This window comes from Stieleria sp. JC731, assembly GCF_020966635.1.
In the GTDB taxonomy this organism is placed as follows: domain Bacteria; phylum Planctomycetota; class Planctomycetia; order Pirellulales; family Pirellulaceae; genus Stieleria.
Genome location: NZ_JAJKFQ010000026.1, coordinates 346,071 through 364,263 on the forward strand (window position 1 = coordinate 346,071; position 18,193 = coordinate 364,263).

The 18,193-nt window shown below is 53.8% G+C and carries 15 protein-coding genes and 2 tRNA genes; 6 read left to right on the forward strand and 11 right to left on the reverse strand.

Annotated features, from left to right (window positions below; all coding sequences use genetic code 11):
• The first annotated feature begins 69 nt into the window (after positions 1 to 69).
• Both LOC67_RS24040 and LOC67_RS24045 read left to right on the forward strand, forming a co-directional pair.
• A complete protein-coding gene (locus LOC67_RS24040; RefSeq protein WP_230265389.1) occupies positions 70 to 1,107 on the forward strand; it encodes a Gfo/Idh/MocA family protein in 1,038 nt (345 codons plus the stop codon).
• Between the two features lie 2 nt (positions 1,108 to 1,109).
• Positions 1,110 to 2,039 carry a carbohydrate kinase family protein gene (locus LOC67_RS24045; RefSeq protein ID WP_230265390.1) on the forward strand — a complete coding sequence of 310 codons (930 nt, stop codon included), beginning with the start codon at positions 1,110 to 1,112 and terminating at the stop codon, positions 2,037 to 2,039.
• 287 nt (positions 2,040 to 2,326) lie between these two features.
• On the opposite strand, the gene LOC67_RS24050 is transcribed toward LOC67_RS24045, so the two are convergent.
• Complete coding sequence (locus LOC67_RS24050; RefSeq protein ID WP_230265391.1) at positions 2,327 to 2,653, reverse strand: DUF6793 family protein; 327 nt, start codon at positions 2,651 to 2,653, stop codon at positions 2,327 to 2,329.
• 608 nt (positions 2,654 to 3,261) lie between these two features.
• Here LOC67_RS24050 and LOC67_RS24055 point away from each other — a divergent pair.
• Both LOC67_RS24055 and LOC67_RS24060 read left to right on the forward strand, forming a co-directional pair.
• Positions 3,262 to 3,335, forward strand: a tRNA-Asp gene (locus LOC67_RS24055).
• Between the two features lie 155 nt (positions 3,336 to 3,490).
• A tRNA-Asp gene (locus LOC67_RS24060) sits at positions 3,491 to 3,564 on the forward strand.
• Positions 3,565 to 3,635: 71 nt separating this feature from the next.
• On the opposite strand, the gene LOC67_RS24065 is transcribed toward LOC67_RS24060, so the two are convergent.
• The 3 genes from LOC67_RS24065 to LOC67_RS24075 form a co-directional block, all read right to left on the reverse strand.
• Positions 3,636 to 3,797 (reverse strand): hypothetical protein, encoded by a 162-nt coding sequence (locus tag LOC67_RS24065; RefSeq protein WP_230265392.1) that lies wholly within the window; start codon positions 3,795 to 3,797, stop codon positions 3,636 to 3,638.
• A gap of 135 nt (positions 3,798 to 3,932) precedes the next feature.
• Entirely contained in the window at positions 3,933 to 5,729 is a 1,797-nt protein-coding gene (locus tag LOC67_RS24070) for a tetratricopeptide repeat protein (RefSeq protein WP_230265393.1), read from the reverse strand.
• Positions 5,730 to 6,186: 457 nt separating this feature from the next.
• A complete protein-coding gene (locus tag LOC67_RS24075) occupies positions 6,187 to 6,681 on the reverse strand; it encodes a hypothetical protein (protein WP_230265394.1) in 495 nt (164 codons plus the stop codon).
• Between the two features lie 706 nt (positions 6,682 to 7,387).
• On the opposite strand from LOC67_RS24075, the gene LOC67_RS24080 reads away from it, so the two are divergent.
• On the forward strand, positions 7,388 to 8,152 hold the full coding sequence (locus tag LOC67_RS24080; protein ID WP_230265395.1) for a hypothetical protein: 765 nt from the start codon (positions 7,388 to 7,390) through the stop codon (positions 8,150 to 8,152).
• Positions 8,153 to 8,429: 277 nt separating this feature from the next.
• Here the strand turns inward: LOC67_RS24080 and LOC67_RS24085 are convergent, their stop codons facing one another.
• Both LOC67_RS24085 and queF read right to left on the reverse strand, forming a co-directional pair.
• The gene (locus LOC67_RS24085; protein WP_230265396.1) at positions 8,430 to 9,431 is read right to left on the reverse strand and encodes a sugar phosphate isomerase/epimerase family protein; all 1,002 of its coding nucleotides are present in this window, start codon (positions 9,429 to 9,431) and stop codon (positions 8,430 to 8,432) included.
• A gap of 12 nt (positions 9,432 to 9,443) precedes the next feature.
• Complete coding sequence (queF, locus tag LOC67_RS24090; RefSeq protein ID WP_230265397.1) at positions 9,444 to 9,815, reverse strand: preQ(1) synthase; 372 nt, start codon at positions 9,813 to 9,815, stop codon at positions 9,444 to 9,446.
• 15 nt (positions 9,816 to 9,830) lie between these two features.
• Between queF and LOC67_RS24095 the strand changes: the two genes are divergently transcribed.
• Complete coding sequence (locus LOC67_RS24095) at positions 9,831 to 10,688, forward strand: 7-carboxy-7-deazaguanine synthase QueE (RefSeq protein ID WP_230265398.1); 858 nt, start codon at positions 9,831 to 9,833, stop codon at positions 10,686 to 10,688.
• Positions 10,689 to 10,967: 279 nt separating this feature from the next.
• Here LOC67_RS24095 and LOC67_RS24100 read toward each other — a convergent pair whose 3' ends face one another.
• The 5 genes from LOC67_RS24100 to ppc form a co-directional block, all read right to left on the reverse strand.
• On the reverse strand, positions 10,968 to 12,671 hold the full coding sequence (locus LOC67_RS24100; protein WP_230265399.1) for a Kelch repeat-containing protein: 1,704 nt from the start codon (positions 12,669 to 12,671) through the stop codon (positions 10,968 to 10,970).
• Positions 12,672 to 12,694: 23 nt separating this feature from the next.
• Entirely contained in the window at positions 12,695 to 13,162 is a 468-nt protein-coding gene (locus tag LOC67_RS24105; protein WP_230265400.1) for a hypothetical protein, read from the reverse strand.
• Entirely contained in the window at positions 13,162 to 14,139 is a 978-nt protein-coding gene (locus tag LOC67_RS24110; protein WP_230265401.1) for a DUF1559 domain-containing protein, read from the reverse strand. Before LOC67_RS24110 ends, LOC67_RS24105 begins: the two co-directional genes overlap by 1 nt.
• Positions 14,140 to 14,193: 54 nt before the next feature.
• Positions 14,194 to 15,057, reverse strand: coding sequence for a PEP-CTERM sorting domain-containing protein (locus tag LOC67_RS24115; RefSeq protein WP_230265402.1), 864 nt, complete (start codon positions 15,055 to 15,057; stop codon positions 14,194 to 14,196).
• A 231-nt stretch (positions 15,058 to 15,288) separates the two neighbouring features.
• On the reverse strand, positions 15,289 to 17,997 hold the full coding sequence (ppc, locus tag LOC67_RS24120; RefSeq protein WP_230265403.1) for a phosphoenolpyruvate carboxylase: 2,709 nt from the start codon (positions 17,995 to 17,997) through the stop codon (positions 15,289 to 15,291).
• Positions 17,998 to 18,193 lie beyond the last annotated feature (196 nt).

Genomic DNA, 18,193 nt, shown 5'->3' on the forward strand with positions numbered 1-18,193 from the left:
CCGAAGACAGCAATTCAATCAGCGGCAACGCGAATTGTGCGACAACTACACATAACGATTTTTTAAGCGATGGAAAAGGTTCGATACGGTTTGGTTGGGTTTGGCGCATGGGGACAGCATCATGCCGACGCAATTGCAAAAGCTCCCAATGCGGAATTGATTGGCATCGCGGCTGCAAGTGAAAAGACAGCTGAAGCAGCAAGGTCGGCGTACCCAGACGCATTTGTAACGACCGATTTTCATCAACTGATTGGGAGGGATGACATCGAAGTTGTTGATGTCGTTGTTCCGAGTCACCTTCACCACGATGTCACCACTGCGGTGCTAGGCAGTGGCAAGCACTGTTTGCTTGAAAAGCCAATGGGCATTAACCTGCAAGAGTGCAACGATATGATCGAAGCGTCCCAAGCCGCGAATAAGCTGCTGTGTGTGGGGCACGAACTTCGTTTGTCGTCGATGTGGGGTAAGGCAAAGGAACTGGTTGACGAAGGTTTCATTGGCAAACCCCAGTACTGCCTGGTCGAACTGTCGAGGAATCCTTATCGACTCGGATCAGACGGCTGGCGATACGATATCAATCGTGTCGGAAATTGGATCTTGGAAGAGCCGATTCATTTTTTCGATCTCGCGCGATGGTACCTGGAATCCGCTGGTAACCCAACGACCATCTATGCGACGGCCAACAGTCGCGATGAGAGTCGTCCTGAACTGCAAGACAACTTCAGTGCAATCATGCATTTTGACGGTAAGGCGTACGCGGTTGTTTCGCAAACCTTGAGCGCTTTTGAGCATCACCAAACGATAAAAATCACCGGCAGCCGCGGCGCACTTTGGGCATCTTGGAGCGGCGCCATGGATCGCACACGGCATCCGTCATATCGTTTACGCGCTTTTGATGGCGAACAGATCACGGACATTCCGATTGAAAAGCCCACCGGTGAACTGTTTGAACTCGAAGACCAAATCATTCGTGTTGCAGACGCAGTGCGTGATGGAAAACCACTTCACTGCACAGCCGAAGACGGATGCTGGTCGGTTGCAATGTGTCTAGCTGCGACGGAGTCCGTTCAATCCGGGCGTCCACATCCAATTGTCACTCGAGCTTGAGTTTGAATCGATTGCCAAAGAAACGTTTCGATCTTGTTGGCATTGGCGTTTCGGTTTGGGACCGAATCTGTTTGGTGGCATCGCTACCTGCTCGCGGTTCCGTGGTCAGAGCACAGCGAGTCGTCGAAGGTATCGGTGGGGGAGTAACCGTTGCCGTCGCGATGGCCTCGAGGTTAGGCAGTCGAACCGCGATGATTGATCATCTCGGAGACGATTTTGCAGGACAACAGATCCTGCAGCGTCTCCGTGACGAAGGCGTTGATGTTGATGGAACGGAAATCCTGCATTCTGGTACGTCATCTGTCGCTTCGATTTGGTCAGAGATTGAGAGCGCCGAACGCACCATCGTTTTTTCACCGGGTACCGCTAGCGATCAATTTTCGGTGCCTTCAGACTTAGCTGACTACGTATCAAATGCCAAGCTTCTGCATCTAAATGGTCGCCACTTGCAGGTGTGTAACAAAGCGATCGAACTGGCCAAGCAAACTGGAACACTGGTTTCGTTCGATGGTGGTGCTTTTCGCTATCGCGATGAAGTGATACCACTGATGCGGGCTGCGGACCTTGTGATCGTGGCAAGACAATTCGCTGAATGTCATGCCGAAGCCAACGGATGCTCAATCGCGGCGGACATGACCGGGCTTGAACTAGCGGAAAGTCTTCAATGTGAACTGAAGTGCCGTCTTGTCGGTGTGACCAGCGGTGCTGGGGGAAGCTACTTCGTTACCCAGGACGGCCACAGTCATTTTCAACCGGCTATGGATGCAGAAAAAGCTATCGACACAACAGGTTGTGGTGACACGTTTCACGGTGCGTTTCTGCACCGATACCTGAGCAGCGAAGCCGTGGCAGAAAGCGCGGCGTTTGCCGCGTTCGTGGCCGGTAAGAATGCCCAAGACGTTGGCGGTCTGGTCTACCGTCCAGAAAGCTAGTGCTTCGTTCGATATGAACATACGGGTTCAGGTCATCAGCCGACGCGCGTTAGCCCCGGTTATTGCACTGGAACCGTGGCTAATCCTAAAATCGCGTTGGGACGAAGCACTAGAAGGTCAGATACTTTTACGCCATCTCGCGTGGTCTTAGCCTGACAGCTGCTTATCGAAACACACCTTCAGACTGTGAATTCAAGACTGTGAATTCAAGACGGTGAATTCAAGACGGTGAATTCAAGACGGTGAATTTCAGACAGCGAATGTAGAGATCTGGTGAATGTGGGCGACTACCAACCCATCACCATGTTGGATTCAATTACCTTTCGAGCCTGTTCCAAGTCGCTACCGGTTTCCATTCGATACAAGCGGATAGCGTTGACCTTATCGCCCGCGGAACGGTTCAGGCATTCCCTCGCGACCAAGCATGGATCGAGAGTGGTGTTTGTTAGTCCCAGCGCACCTTTGCTGATCACCCAGGTATCGCGTGGGCGTTTGGTCAATCGAACAACCGCATCATTGGGATATGCGTCAAAGACCACGTCTCGTGCCGCTTGTTCGTCTTCGGCCCAAGTAATGATGATGTGCGAACTGGTTTCGATTTCGAACAGAGGCATCGGATCACCTGCTGACTACTGGCAAGAATACGAAGGGATGCGGACACAGTTTTGGGAACAGAGCAACGACACCACACCAAGCACTTTAATCAGTCACAACTGACCAAGCGTGTTTGAAAGGCATGTTTTATGTACGTACCTAGTCGTGTTATCGGTTCACATTCGTGCCTTTCAGGCACAAAAAACCGAATGCGACGGCGGATCCCGCAACAATCCCCCAGTGAGTCGTATTCATTTGGCTAGCGTAGGAAGTCAGTTCGTTGCTAACGTCCCGGAACAGCGAACTTACAGATGCTACCAGCAGAGGGAGGCCAGACATTGGATGGTCAAATGGTTGGAGACGATGGCGTTCATCAGCGAAAGAATTTCTTGCGACAAAATGTAGGTTTGAAATTGAACCTCTCGAATCGAAATGCTGTCTTTCCCGGGGTTTCCCACTTCGTGTCCAATGAACGTGATCGACAAATCTCGCACAGCCGAAAAAATCTGTCGGGGAACATTCAAGAAACATTTACAATACGCCGAAGCTTGGTCTTGCAGCGGTATTCGTCAGCGATATAATCCCGCACCTACGAAGTTGAGAGCGGCATCTGTCCACCTCACACTTCGGCGCGGTAGCTCAATTGGTTAGAGCCCCGGACTGTCGATCCGGAGGTTGCGGGTTCGAGTCCCGTCCGCGTCGCTGGCTGATTAAAGCCCCAAACAAACTCTCGGGGCTTTTTTATTGCGCAGCTTTGCAGCGCAGGGTGTGATCACCCGAGGCGACTCAGTTTGCTGCGTAGCCTGAAAGAAACACAACTGAATACAAAGTTGAATCTGGAATCGGATTCATACTTTGGCGCGGTAGCTCAATTGGTTAGAGCCCCGGACTGTCGATCCGGAGGTTGCGGGTTCGAGTCCCGTCCGCGTCGCTCAAAAAGCCTTGGAATCTCCAAGGCTTTTTTTGTGCGCACATTCAACGCAGCGGCTAGAAGAGCGATGGTTATCCAACGTTGTCCGTCGCTCCGTGAAGGTAGCGTTCGGTTCTCCTTGGTTTGCAAGTGTCGCTCATCTGTCCGAAGCGATAGCCTTCCTTTCCCGTTGGTTTGCGAGTGTGGCCCGTCACTTCTTGGCGGTAGCGCTCTTTTCCACTGGTTTGACGCATCAAGGTTCCAATTCGCTCGACTACTGGCAACCACCGCTTCTTGAAGGCATAAAAAAAACGCCGGAGTTCGAATCGCTTCGATGACTCCGGCGTCCTTTACATACGCAGGTTTGTGCCAATTGGCATGATGAAGTCTTAGGTGTCGATCAAGTCATCGGGAGACAGGATCGGAGTTGCGTTTTCTTTGACTTCTTGCTTCTCTCGCCAAGGCTTTCCGGTCTTGTACTGATCGAGTTCTTCTTGCAGTTGATCAACCTGTTCGTGATCTTGCTCCTTGCCGGTTTCGACAGCTTTTGTACTCCACTCGATAGCTTTTTCAAATTCACCATTCTCGGCGTAAGCTGCCGCAAGAGTACTTAAGATGTGTGGCATGGAGCTGTCGGTCAGTTCGACGGCTTTGGTCGCAAGTTCAACGGCTTTAGCACCATTGCGGATGCTGTCTTCAGGGCTGGTTGCTAAGACCCACGCATAGTTATTGAGGATCCCTGGCAGCTCACGTGATTCCTTGCTGTCGCCCAAAATATCGATAGCGGTTTCGTAATCATCGATTGCCTTCTGATGCATTCCAGTATTCAGATAGGCGTCTGCACGTGTACGAAGTGCACCAATATTGTCGGGATCGCGTTCCAAGATCGCCGTCATCAGGTCGGCCGCCTGACGTGGTCGATCGTCTTGGATGTAAAGGCCAGCAAGTTGAAGTTGCCATGCGGTGTTTTCGGGATTTCGTTCGATCAATGTCTTCAGTTCATTGATCGCGTCACTCATACGTCCCTCTTCCATCGCGATCATGCAGCGAACGGCGATTGCCTGTTCGATCAAGGCGACTCGCGGATCGATACGCTCTGCTGCGCGAAGATCGTCTTTCGCACCCTGTAGGTTCTTGTTACCGATAGCGATTTCGGCGCGTTGTAGCAGCGAAATAGGATCGCGAGGTTGAATCGCGAGGGCTTTGTTTAGGTCCGCAAGTGCTTCGTCTTCTTTCGACTGCATGCGGTACAAGATGGCTCGCATGCGATAGAGTGCTTCGGAAGGGTTCGCTTCCAAAGCCTGGGTCAGCAATTTCAGCGCTTCATCAAGGCGATTCAATTCTGCAAGCTTTTGGACGACCGGTTCGACAAGCCGATTGTTCGGATCTTGCGCCATCACGCGTTCCATATCCTCAATCGCCCCCGCAACGTCTTCGTCCTGCAGCTTCAATGCAGCACGTGCTTGTAGCGCTTCCAAATTTTTGGGGTCGTCGTTGATTGCGGAATTGAGATCTTCCAATCGTTTTTCTTCGTTGCCTGGACCCCAATTGAGCGCCCTGAGGACATAAGCAGCGGAACGCTCGACGGGACGATCTTTCAAGATTTCGATCGCGCGAGTTGTCGACTCGGTCACAGCTTTTTTGTCACCGCCGGGAAGCAAGTTCAATTGAGCGATTAGCAGGTGGGCGTCGACCAGTTCCGGTTCGTTTTCGAGCGCCTCTTGCAGTGTTCGTAGCGCTTCGTCACGAAGCTGAATGATTTGAGTCCGCTGCTGAGCTGAACGCATCGCAACAAGCATCTGCTGAGCTTTCTTCAGCAATACTGAACCGAGCATCTTCTTCGCAAAAGAAGCATTCTCGCCCGTGAGGCCTTTTTTCATGGCCGACTGCAGTAGCAGTTCTACGCGCCGGAGTTCCGCCGGTTGCTTTGCATCGATCCCCAGGATCGCAGCTTCGTCCAGATCGTCTTGCCCGGCATCCGGCGTCGCTGCCTCGGTTGCGTTCTCGGAATCGCCTTCCGCAGAGTTGGCTGATTCACTGCCGGCTGCGGCAGCCGCAGTGTCGTCGGCGACTTCCTGCGCAGAAGCGGTTATCGGCGAAAGACTGGCAATCAGCAGGCTAGTGGTCAAAACGCTGGCCGAAATCGGCACGACCAACTGAGGGGCATTTTTTAGAAGTCGAAGCATCGGCGCTGGTCTCGTTCAAGGATATTCTCGGAACACCTTCATTATGACGCGCTGGCGAATCGGTGCGTAGACCGGTTTAGCACTTGCCGGGCTCGTTGCAGCAAAATGCGCAATTGTTGGCCCAATCGTCTGGAAAAGCGGCTGCCCAGCTGGAGGCTATCGCTGCCTCAGAACGTTTCGCAGCTGTATCGCCGCAGCATCGGCCTGGAAAAGACAAGCTCGCAATGAATCGCAACGACGGGCCCAACGTCAGTTAACGGCGTACAAAAGTCAGCGTTCGCAAGACAGAGCCCAGGGTGTGATCGATAAACGCGGCTGAGGCAGTTGCTGCTCAGTGAATGTGATTCCGGGTTTGCAATTCCGGATCAGGATCGAGTCCCAAAACACTGACCCGAACGATACCGACCGGAATGATTCAGTTATAGATACTGGTGATGAGGCACCCAGATGGTGGCGATTATTGAGCCGTCTCGGCTTCGACCGACTCTTCTTTGTGCTCTGTCGCTTGGTATCGTTCTAATAGCGATTCGAGTTCTTCGCAGCGTTTCTTTAACGCCATGTGAGTCTCATAGAAGCGATTGAAGTCCGCCGCAGTTTCGTGCCAAAAGTCGCCTGGACGAAAACGCAGTGTACTGGCGGTACCACCATCAGCCAGTTCGCTGAGGATGCCGCGCAGTCGCAACATGGGGCCTGCGAAACGATGACTTAGCTTGACCACATCCCACGCGTAGACAGGCATGAGGACGAATAGCAATGCCAACAGCGGCGCCTGTGCCGCGTAAGATTTCGAAATCGCTTCGGAGATAGAAACTGTTTCAGTTGCGTACATCATCTGGACCAACACGCCGATCGACATCAGTGCGAGGACGGCGAGACACCAGTGCATCAGCATTCGGCGGATGATGGCGAGCTGAACAGGTGGGTCGACTAGAAATCGGCGGCGATTTGGCATGATTTGATCAGTTTGACGAGCCTGAGACGCTTGATGTATCAACGATTGCCGCACAAGTCGGCGTGAAACGGTAGCTTTCAAGCGGATGTAGTGCCAAGCAATTCGAGGTTCATTCTTCACCCAACTGAGCCCGTAAGGCAGCAAACAATCGTCAAAGTCGCACTAAGCAGCATGACCGTGTTGTTTTTTCCGGTGACAACGCCTTTCCGCCCCCCACCGATTTGACCAGAAGCGACTGAAATGCCGATTTTACCGATCAGCGGCATCAGCCAGCCGAACGAGCCATTGCTTCAAGAGACGTGAAATGGACGCACGCCACAATTCAATGAAACTTCCAAGCCCAATGCACCCACTCCGGCGCGGTGATGTCGGACGTCTGGCAAAGCTCTTATTTGTCGGCTTTGTTTGCGTTTCAGGAAGTAGCGTCGTTGCGGACACGCCGGAAACGATTCAGCGAGTCGGACGGTTGATCGGAGTCGGCTGGGGCGACGGTTACCACACATGTCGTGACGGGGGATGCCGCCCTGGTGCTGACCTTCCACCGGCCTCATTCAACGCCCAATTCAATACGCCGCCGGCATGCCAGGCATCTAACCAGATTTATCCGTCGGGTACAGCGTTACCGAAGAAAGCAAATGTCTGCCAGGATTGCGATGATTGTTCGAGGGGCCAGTGTTCGAGGGGCCTGTGCAGGCCAGCGCCTCCCATGCCCTATAACGCTCGAACCCAGGTGGTCATGCCACCACCGTCGATCTTCGCCAACCTAAATGCTGGCGGCCAGCCAAGTGTGCAGCATCGTGCGTCAACGCATTATCACTACAGGCCATCGACAACGCACCAAACAGTGACAACTCACCAGTCACAGATGCCGGTTCCCCCGCCGGTGATGCAGTTGCCACAATCGGGGCACCCGGTTCACTCGGGTTCAACTGCGATTCAGTCCGCTCCACCTCAACAAAGTGCTGGACCGAAGCCGGGTGTGGAGCCTGAACCACACTTCGATGATCAGCCACTGATCTCGCCAAGTGATCTTGATACGCCAGAGACTTTGCCACCTACTCCAGGATCGCGAGTGCTGGAGTCGCCGCCCGAACGCGCCATCGAAAATCTTCCTGCTCCAAGTCAGCGAGAGGAAATTTTATTGGACGACAAAGCTTGGTTCGAAGACGTGCTAAATACGGATGAAGAAACGCTAGAGGGAGCCGAGGAACGTTCGTTGCTTCAACCGAATGAAGACAGTGTTTATCAACACGATCCTGGGAACCAGCAAATTGGCGTCCAAGTCAATCCGTACTTCGGCAACCGAGCACGGCATCAACAGGGTGTGAACCACTCGCTTGGGAAATCGGTCCTGCAAAATGCGACGCTCGAAGCTTCAAATACTGGTCATCCCGAACGCCTTCGTCCGACCCGCCTGGCGCATCGGCCGAAGTCTACCGATGACTGGAATCCGATCCGACAGCCGCAATAGGTCGTGGTTTCCCAGTTCATCCACCAAGGATCAATGAGGTTGGTGGATGATTCCGCTTTGCCGGTTTAGCAGTTAGTGCCGGTTGCCCATGCAAGAACCGCCGCTAACGCGGTGCGGCTGATAGGCTTTCGGATCAGCCGAATGGACGTTAGCCCCGGTTGTCCATGCGTGAACCGCCGCTAACGCGGTGCGGCTCATGGGACTGCAGTTTGATTTTCGGATTAGCCGAATGGGCGTTAGCCCCGGTTGTCCGCACGAGAACCGCCGCTAACGCGGCTCAGCCTTTGATGTCCGAAAATCCGCGAAGGTCATAGGGAATTCGCACGTAGTCGAGGACGCGGCAAAGTCCTCGAAGGGCAACGCCAAATCCGTCAGGACCGCTGAATCCGCCGAACTGCCCACCACCTTTGACATGTGGTTCGAGGTCAAGAAAGACTCCGTCGGCACCACGATCGGTCATTCGACGATGAAGCTCTGGCAGGAAGTCTTTCAGGTCCCGAAGGATCGCTTCGTGACCGCTGTCGCCACAGTCGGCTGGAACAAAGTTCGCCAAGCTGGCTTCATCAACATGCTCGATGCGTCCGGTTGGTGACGGATCGTGATAGTCTTTGATATGCAACCAGCCCATGCTGGGTTTCATCGCCAAGTACTGCGCGTACGTTTCGTCAGCGGTGAAGCCTTGAGTGACAATGTTCGCACCGTCAAAGATCGTGAGCATCGCCGGATGGTTCACCTTCTTTGCGATGGCCGCGAGGGTCTCACCTGTTTGCCCGACCAAATTGGCTTCGACTTCCAGGCCGAAGGTCAGCCCCCGTTTATCACACGCTTCGGCGATCTGGCCTAGTTGGTCTGCGACCTGATCGATGTGCTCGGTCGGGTCGCTGCCTTTGGGATGATAGAACGAAAAGCCGCGAATCAGTTTGGCACCAAAAGCCTCGGCTCGATCACACGCGGTTTTGACGTCTTCTGCCAAATACTGTTCGAACGGAATGAACTTATTCGAAGTTCCGTCATCGACGTCGCAGAGTTTTACTTTGCCGATCGGCGAACCAATGCTGCTAACTTTTAGTCCGTAATCGGACTGCATCTTTTTGACATGCTCGATCTCCGAATCGGAGAGCATCATGACGTTCTTGATGCCTTCACCGGCGTCGATAAACCGAATCGAGTAGTAGCGTAGTCCGAGTGCCGCGAAAGCGGAAAACTGCTGCACAGCCAATTTTTCGTTGGCGGCTTCATCTGCAAAGCCACTCAACAGGACAGGAATCTGGTCAGACATCTTAGGTGGGAATTAGGAGGCTTCGGGGGTGGGGTATTCAACGACGATGTTGCTGTGGAGACCACCGCGAGGGGTCCACTGGCTTTCCACTGTCGCAGTTTTCGGCTGTACAACGGCGAGAAAGTCGTCCATGATCCGGTTGGTGATGGCCTCGTAAAAGATCCCTTCATTTCGAAAGGCTTGGAGGTACATTTTTAGGCTTTTCAGCTCCACACAGACCTTGTCCGGAACGTAGGTGAAAATAATCTTGCCGTAGTCCGGTTGGCCGGTTTTCGGGCACACCGACGTGAATTCGGGGCAGTGGTGGACGATTTTAAAATCACGCGATTGGCTGGGGTTCTCGAACACCTCCAGGATTTCGCGAAAATTCTTTGACTCACTCAACGATCAAGATCTCCATTGGGTAAAACACAAGTGTCGCACGCCCCGGCTAACTCGACCAGGGGACGCCCAACTGGCGATGTCGATCCAAACGAGCACTCGACTGGATCGGTCTCAACCGGTCGGCAAAACCAACGTGCGCCACGGCTAAATGAGCAGAATCCGCTCGAAGACAACACGACGAAATCGTTGTTCGTCAGCGAGACTTTTTTTAGCCGTCAAGGGGAAGGAAAGCTTACCGGAACGCCAAGTTTTTTCATCCGCACCAGTGGGTGTAATCTTCGTTGCTGGTTCTGTGATACCCCCTATGCGTCTTGGAGCCCCAGCGGAGAAACGCAGTCCATCGGACAGATCCTCGAAGCGGCACATGCGAGTGGTGCCAAGCACGTCGTCTTGACTGGCGGGGAGCCTCTGCTGCCGTCGGCCATCGGAGACCTTTGCGATGCGCTGCAGCAGAGTGGATTTCACTTGACAATCGAAACCGCAGGAACCATCGATAAGCCGATCCGTTGCGACCTGCTTTCGTTAAGTCCTAAGCTGGCCAGCAGCACTCCGAATCCGGTCGATCATCCGCGTTGGAGCCAGTTGCACGAATCACGACGAATGCCGATCGGCGTCATGAAACGTTTGATTGAGGCGGCGAAAGACTATCAGCTGAAGTTCGTCGTCGCTTCGGCAGAACAGTTTGACGAAGTCGAAACGATCGTGTCGCAATTGTGCTCTCGTCCAAACCATGTCTACATCATGCCGCAAGGCGTAACGACAAAGGAAATGGACGACGCGCTCGAGTGGCTCAAACCGATCGCCGAATCGCATGGCTACGTTTATTGCGATCGCATGCAGATTCGATGGTTCGGAAACCGACGCGGCACCTAATGCAATGAAGGGTCGGAACACTATCAGCCGCACCGCACGAGCGGCAGTTCTTTTACAGTCAACCGGGGCTAACGCCCATTCGGCTGATCCAAAACCCTATGAGCCGCACCGCGTTAGCGGCGGTTCCCACGGGAACAACCGAGGCTAACGCCCAATCGGCTGATCTCAAAACCCTATCAGCCGAACCGCGTTAGCGGCGGTTCTCGCATGGACAACCGGGGCTAACGCCTCATCCGAAAATCAAGCTGAACCAAATCACTGGGCGGCTGTTTGGTCTGTCTATAGTCCAGATAGCTGAATCGTTTGGACCTCGGTGAATTTTCCGATTTCCATATTTGCCCCGCCGATCATCAACATCTGGTCCTTTGCGATTGGGATCATGCGGTGAAAAAATCGAGCCGGATCGGTCGTCGTCAGCGTTTCCCAGGCGTCGCCATCAGCACTGAGCATGTGCAGCCCACCATCCATTGATGTGACGAAAAGATGGCCCGAGCAAGCGAAAGAAGAACTGCCAAAGCCTGACATTCCGCCGCCGGGGATCGACGGCCCTTCGGACCACTTGTCGTTTGCAGCGTCATACACGGAGACTTCTGTGGTTGGTCCGCGTTCTGAACGCATGCCGCCAACCGCATAGATCTTTCCATCGAACGCAGCAACGCTGAGGGCACGACGCTGAAATGGCGGTTGTTGAAGTGCTTGCCACTGAGCATTCGAGTCGGACAGGTCCAAACTGTATGCCGACTGGTGCCACTGTTGGCCTTCTTCGGTGCCGTCAAGTTTCCATCCGCCGATGACATAGACCTTGTCTCCCATTACGGCGGCATCAAACGAAGACCGTGGCTCGGGAAGAGCCGGCAGATCGGACCATTTGCCCGAAGCCGGATCAAACTTGGCAACGCTGGTTTGCGAGACAAGCTTGTGCTCGTCTCCGGTTTTGTTCATTGCGGTGAAACCGCCGATTCGAATCAACGAGTCTTTGTAAGGAACCAACGCGAGGCCCTGCAAACGTGGACCGGAAGCAAGTTTGGTCCACTGAGCATCGTTGTCGGTTAGATCCAAGCTCCAGAGGCGATCGGATTGTTCATCGATCGAGTAAGAGTGGGCTTCTCCGGTGTGACCGCCGTAGACATAGATTTTGCCATCGCAATAGGCCGCTCCAAAACTGGTCAACTCTTCTGGCAAGTCAGCAAGCCCTGAAGACTTCAATTCCGCTTTCACGGAAGACTCTTCGGTAGGACGATCCATGACGCGTTCGGTTTTGGGGCCGGCGTCGGTGCCTTCGAAATAGAATGTCGATGTCAGATAGTCGGCAGTGCTTTGGTAACTCTCGCCATCGAGTTCACCTTCGATGTTTTTTGTGGTCACACCGACCAACACCGCATTGAGACCTTGTGTCATCTTATCGGCGCTGAACTTTACCTGGCCCTTGCCATCGGTATCCGCAGTCGCCTTCACTTCGCCGTGGGCGCCATAAAGGCTTACTTTTGTGTTTTCCAGTGGCTTACCATCTGCAAGCACCGTGACTGAAATTGAATCAGCAGTTTCACCACGAATCACCGTTTGCAACTTAGCGTCGTCGCGAACTACGGTCGGCCAGTCTGCAGGACTTGATTGCGGTAGATGTTCGACGTGATAGGTTAGCTTCATGCCATGATAAAGTCCGTAGGTTGCCGTCCCGAAATACTCGTCGGCCTTTCCAATCGCTTTATCGCTTTTCAAACCGTGCAGGTCATCTGTCTCAACCGTCGACATCGCGATTGGTGACGACGAACTGCTTTTTCGGATCGCGATCTTTGCAATTCGCTCGGGCAGATGGTACGTGCGGTCCTCGGTTGATTCGCCAAACCAAAAGATCACCTCGCCTTCGGGAGTCGAACCGAGCCACGCCATATGAGCATCGGCGGCGCGGCCGATCAGCAACGCGACGGTCAGAGCCATCAGCGAAGTCAGGCCGTATCGCGAGGAAAAACAACGTCGAATCATGTCACTACCAGTTTCTTAAGGCTCTAAAGAAAACTAACGTCAAACTCTAATGTATTGTCTTGGTCAGGAAGCAGCGTCCATTCGAGTTTGCTTTTCCCGTCGTACTCCGGTGCGATTACCGAGTCAGATGGGGGCAAACCGACTTGCTGTTCCTTTGGGATCGATCGCAAAATTCCCGCAGGAATCATCGAGATTCGAATCCGATATTTTCCACCGTGCAGCCCGTTGTCATCGGTCAAACGAAATGAACCGCCAAAGATTGGTGCCGAGGCGCTGGGGCCGGTGGTCGATCCCATCGGCTCGAAAGTCATGACGGCACCCGACAGAGGTTTACCGTCAACGGTGACAGTGCCACCGGCTTGAATGCCGACCGATAGCTCCTTGGTGCAACCAGCCAACGCAATGCAAAGGGATAGGCTGCACAGAGCGAAACTGGTCCGCAAAAAGTTGCCTTGATCACTGCGTCGAACTTTGAATGTTCGATCATTCATCACCAAGGGTCTCCATTTAGAACCTTGCCATCGTTGCGCGAAGCAAGATTGCCGAGTACCGTCGCATCAACAAATTCCGTCAGGAAGCGAACACTGCCGTCGGCCAAAACGAATTGGACACCGCCAGCGTGTTGACTGCGAAAGGATTCGTAGGAAGGGATGTCCAAGATGGAGATGTGATAGGCATTGAATTTGCCAAATACCGAAGCAGTCGAATGATACGGGTAGCTGACCGCCCACTGTCCGAAAGACTCTCCACCACCGCCTGGGTAAGGAAATGGCAGATTGCTGGTGTCACGGACCTGGCGGCCATACTCACCCGCCAGCAACGTCATTGAGGTCCCATCTGACGCGCTGATATCAGCGATATTGATCCAGTGCATCCAAGAACGATTCGGATCAATTCCCGCGTTCACACGTTCGCCTCGAAACACGTTCATCGCATCAACGATCGCACCGTTGTGCAGCTCGTTGCGGTACTTTTTCGTTCCGGTGGAAAGTGCGTAGCTGGAATAGCCTTCCAGCGCGCCGCTTCCATCGGGATAGGGGACTGAAGGACAGCGATAGACTTCGGGTGTCTTCTTTGCCGGTTCCGCATTGATCGGGTCCCATGCGCTGTACTCGAAATCGAACTCGTCATACAACGCTTGATTCTCGACATAAGGCAAAATCGAAACCCATCCCGTCAGCCCTGCCGCCTGTACCGGTTCACGTTCCGTCCCACCGATTCGCACACCAAGAGCACTCGGTGGCAATTTGCGATGCACGTCGTTGTAGTTATGCATTGCCAATCCGATTTGCTTCATGTTGTTCGAACAGGACATGCGTCGGGCCGCTTCACGAGCCGCCTGGACAGCTGGCATCAGTAGTCCGACTAGCATCCCGATGATCGCGATGACGACCAACAGTTCGACCAATGTGAATCCGTGCCGATGGTGGAATGTTTCAGCACGCTGCGAAGTTTTCAATCCGATCATTGCAGCCCCCGCGTGGGCAATGGAGTGAACGTGTTGCTGTAGAAATACGTGCGTTTAGCGATCGGCCGTTTTCCGGCGACGACGACGCAGGGTCAGTAGCCCACCGATCATGCCGATCGCGGCAAACGAACTGGGCTCAGGAATAGCGGTTGGCGAGACAAACGCAGTGTTCGATGTGAACGAATCGACGTGGAATTGATCCAGTGACACGTGGGGAGCCGGTGTCGCGAAATCGATTCGGTACTCTGCTTGGCTATCAGAAATGTCCCAAAGCGCCAGGTAGTCGACGCTCTCGCCAGAGAAGCCGCCACCGCCACCGACTCCACGCCCGGTTTCCTTCATCATGGTCGGTGCGATCGTGCCCGCAGTTCCAGTGCTGGCGGAAAGCAAAATCGAGTCATAGTCGAGTTCGCCAATCGAACGGAACTGCGCAACGATTCGTGTATTCGATCCGGCCGTTCCCGTTGGCACGATGCTGTAGAACGACAGTGCCGCGAAAGGTGAATAGATGTTTCCGCTTCCGGTCGCGATCGATCCGGGGCTAACCGTAAACGAAGCGACATCGCCGAATTGTCCAGGGGCATCGGGCGTGACGTCGGTGTATCCAGCAATTGGATCGTTCGGGCTCGTGTTGTTTTCAAAAAGATCCCAGCCGCTGTAGGTGCTGCCCGCGTCTCCACGCAGCCATCCGAAGACTTCGCTGCTGGTATCGGGAACCGAATCACCGGGTGCGTAAATGTCCGCTTTTACGGCGGTTGAAACCAAGAAGGCTCCGATCAAGCCAAGGATCGGACGTACAGATAGACGCAGGCTAAGGCCCATAGGGAGGTTCCCAGTTGAAAGTCGAGTGGTCAGTCGGCCAACCGCACTTGCGGTCGCCGCGCCTTTAACTCGCTTGCTGGGTTGGTGCCGGGCCATCAGCGGTTTCGCTGTGGCCGGTCTGCCTGCCTTGCTTGCTACACGTAAAAGCTAGTTGAGAATGATTCGCATTAAAATAATGGTGCGGGTTGTCAATGTCAATCACACTCGTGAAATCTTTCGCGAAGCAGATTTGGAACTGAAAACCCCTGTTTCCCACTGTTCGAACACTGATCGATCACAACTGGGACGTTTCGAAATCAGTGTTCGGCCTTGAGTATGCCTGCCGTGCTAGCCGGTGGTTCGTAAACCGCCGGCGATACCTTGAATTGACAAACGCAACAAGCTTGTCAGCTCCTCGCTGTCCTCTCCGGACCGCATCTGACTGAGCAGCTGAATTTGCGACAGGTTCAAAGGATCGACGTAAGGATTTCGCATTGAGACCGACGTCTGCAGCCACTCGATGTCCGTCAGCAGCTCGTGGTTTTCCTTGATCAACAAGATCGCACCTCGACTCTTTTCGAATTCCGAGGAAATCAGCTGCCAGATTTCGTTGCTCGATTCGTCACTGATCAGGGAGGCGTACGTTTTTGCGATTTGCATGTCCGCCTTGGCCAGCGCGAGTTCGGCATTGTCGATCAAGGCACGGAACATCGGCCACTTTGAAAACATCGATCGCAAAATGGACCAATCGGGGTCCTTACTGTCGACAAACTTCCGGACCGCGCTCCCGATACCAAACCACGCGGGCAGGATGTGCCGTGACTGAGTCCATGCGAACGTCCAAGGGATCGCTCTCAAGTCGGCGAGCGAGGTACGTTGACCACGCCGTGCCGGACGCGAACCGATCGGTAGGTTTTCGATTCCACTAATCGGGGTCGCACAATCGAAGTATTTAAGGAAGCCTGGATGTTCGACAAGTGATCGATAGATGCGAAGCGACTCGGCAGACAGAATTTCCATGCCCTCAACCCAGCTTGGCTCAGGTGCAACACTGGGTGTCGCGCTGACCAACAGGGTCGCGTTGATAATCTGCTCCAAATGCCGGTGCGCGATCACGGGATCATCGTACCTTTCCGACAGCACCTCTCCCTGTTCGGTTACACGCAATCGTCCGTCCACGGCTTCTTTGGGGAGCGATCGGATCGCACGGGCAGCGGGTCCGCCGCCTCGCCCCAGTGCCCCGCCTCGACCGTGAAAGACGGTCAGATCCACATGGTTCTCGCCGGCGACGGCAGCGAGCTTTTCCTGAGCCTGGTGCAATTCCCAGCAAGCGGTCAAATAGCCACCGTCTTTGGTGCTATCGGAGTATCCGACCATGACGATTTGGCTGGGCTGATCGAGCTTTGCCAAGTATCGCTTATAAGCTTTGTCCGCCAACAATCGATCCAGCATTCCTGACGCGTTGCGCAGGTCATCGATCGTTTCAAAGAGCGGCATAATCGGTAGGTGAGGCAATTCATCGACGCTTTCGTGACGCTGAATCCAAGCCGTTTTCCAAAGCGACAACACCGTCAGCACGTCTGCTTCGGAGTGGGTCATGCTGATGATGTAGCCACCGATAGGCTGCATTCCCCAACGTGTGTACTCGTCAACCAGCAAAAGAAACGTGTCGAACACCTCCTTGGATGTCGACGAAAGCTTTGAAACATCGATCGTGGTAGGTGCGTGATCGTCAGCTAGATAATCCAGCAGATCTTGGTCACTCGGCGGAGACTGCAGCCCAAGCTGCAGCGCAGTGACTTCTCGCAAACATTCACGGTGGACTTCGGAGTTTTGCCGGATGTCTAGCGATGCGTAGTGAAATCCGAATGTGTCGACGAGATCGATCCAAGGCTGCAAGTATTGGTCCACCACGCGGCGTCCACGATGGTCAAACATGCTTTGCCGAAGCATCTCCAAATCACCGCGAAATTCTGCAAGCGATTTGAATGCCGCTTCATCTTGGTTGCCGGCTTCGAGTGAATTGAGCGTATGCTCCAAGCGATATTGCAACATCCGCATGAAACGTCGATACGTTTCGGACTTCGAAACCGGTTCGATTCGTTCGCCAAGTTCCGGCATTTTTGCGATGCAACTTTCGATGCGTTCTTGCAGCTCGCCATCCGATGCGACTTGTTGATCCGACATCACGACTTGATTGTGCAAACGCTTGCACTCCGCCAAATGTCCTTCGAGTGCCGCGCGACGAAGACGGGCAAACGTATTGCGTGATACTTCAGCCGTCACGAAGGGGTGCCCATCGCGGTCGCCACCGATCCAAGTCCCGAAAGACATGAAACGGGGGATTTCGAAATGGTGATCCGGGTAGGTTTTCTGAAGCGCCGATCGGAGCTCGCGATAAGTCTTCGGCACGACATCCCAAAGCGTCGACGCGAAATAAACACCCCGACTTACTTCGCTCATCACTGGTGGTCGGTCAGGGCGAACCAAATCGCTTTGCCACAATACCGTTAGATTGGCAAGCAGCTCGGCCTCGGCGGATTCGGAGTTTTCCGCAGCGATTTGGGCCAACAGTTCTCGAACACGTCGCAGTAATTGTCGCGTGGTTCGGCGTTTGGCTTCCGAAGGGTGCGCGGTGAATACCGGTTCGATTTGCAATCGGTCAAGCCAACGCTGCATTTCCGAAGCTGGCATCCCCTGCTTCTTGATCGTATCAATCGCATGGGCGATTGACTCGCTCCGAGGAATGCCGTTGACTCGGGCCGCATCGTCGCGTTGTTTCAAGACTTCGATCCGCTGTTGTTCTTCGGCGACGTTTGCCAAGTCAAAGAACAGGCTTAGCCAGCGAATGACCGACCGCATTTCGATCGGCGTCAATCGCTTTAGCTCATCCACGAGGCGAGATTCGGCCTCCGGAAACCCGGCTCGGCGTTCGAAAGCGAGTCGTCGGATTCGATGCATCGTATCGGCCAGAGATTCGCCGACTTGTTCGCGCACAACTAAGTCAAGTTGCTCAACTAGATGATCGAGAGTTTCGTCGTTCGCTTTCGAATTCATTTCACGTTTACCAGAGGCTATCGAAATCAGTTTCTTGCTGAAGGCCAGTATTTGTACAGGTCAACCTGGGCGGCATATGAACCTACCTCAGACGTGCATTCAATCCGCCATGCAACGGATCAGGTCAGAATGTAAGTTGATCGTTGGTGAGACGTTGATGCACAGTTTTTCCCAGTCGGCTTTCAGTGCAATCCTA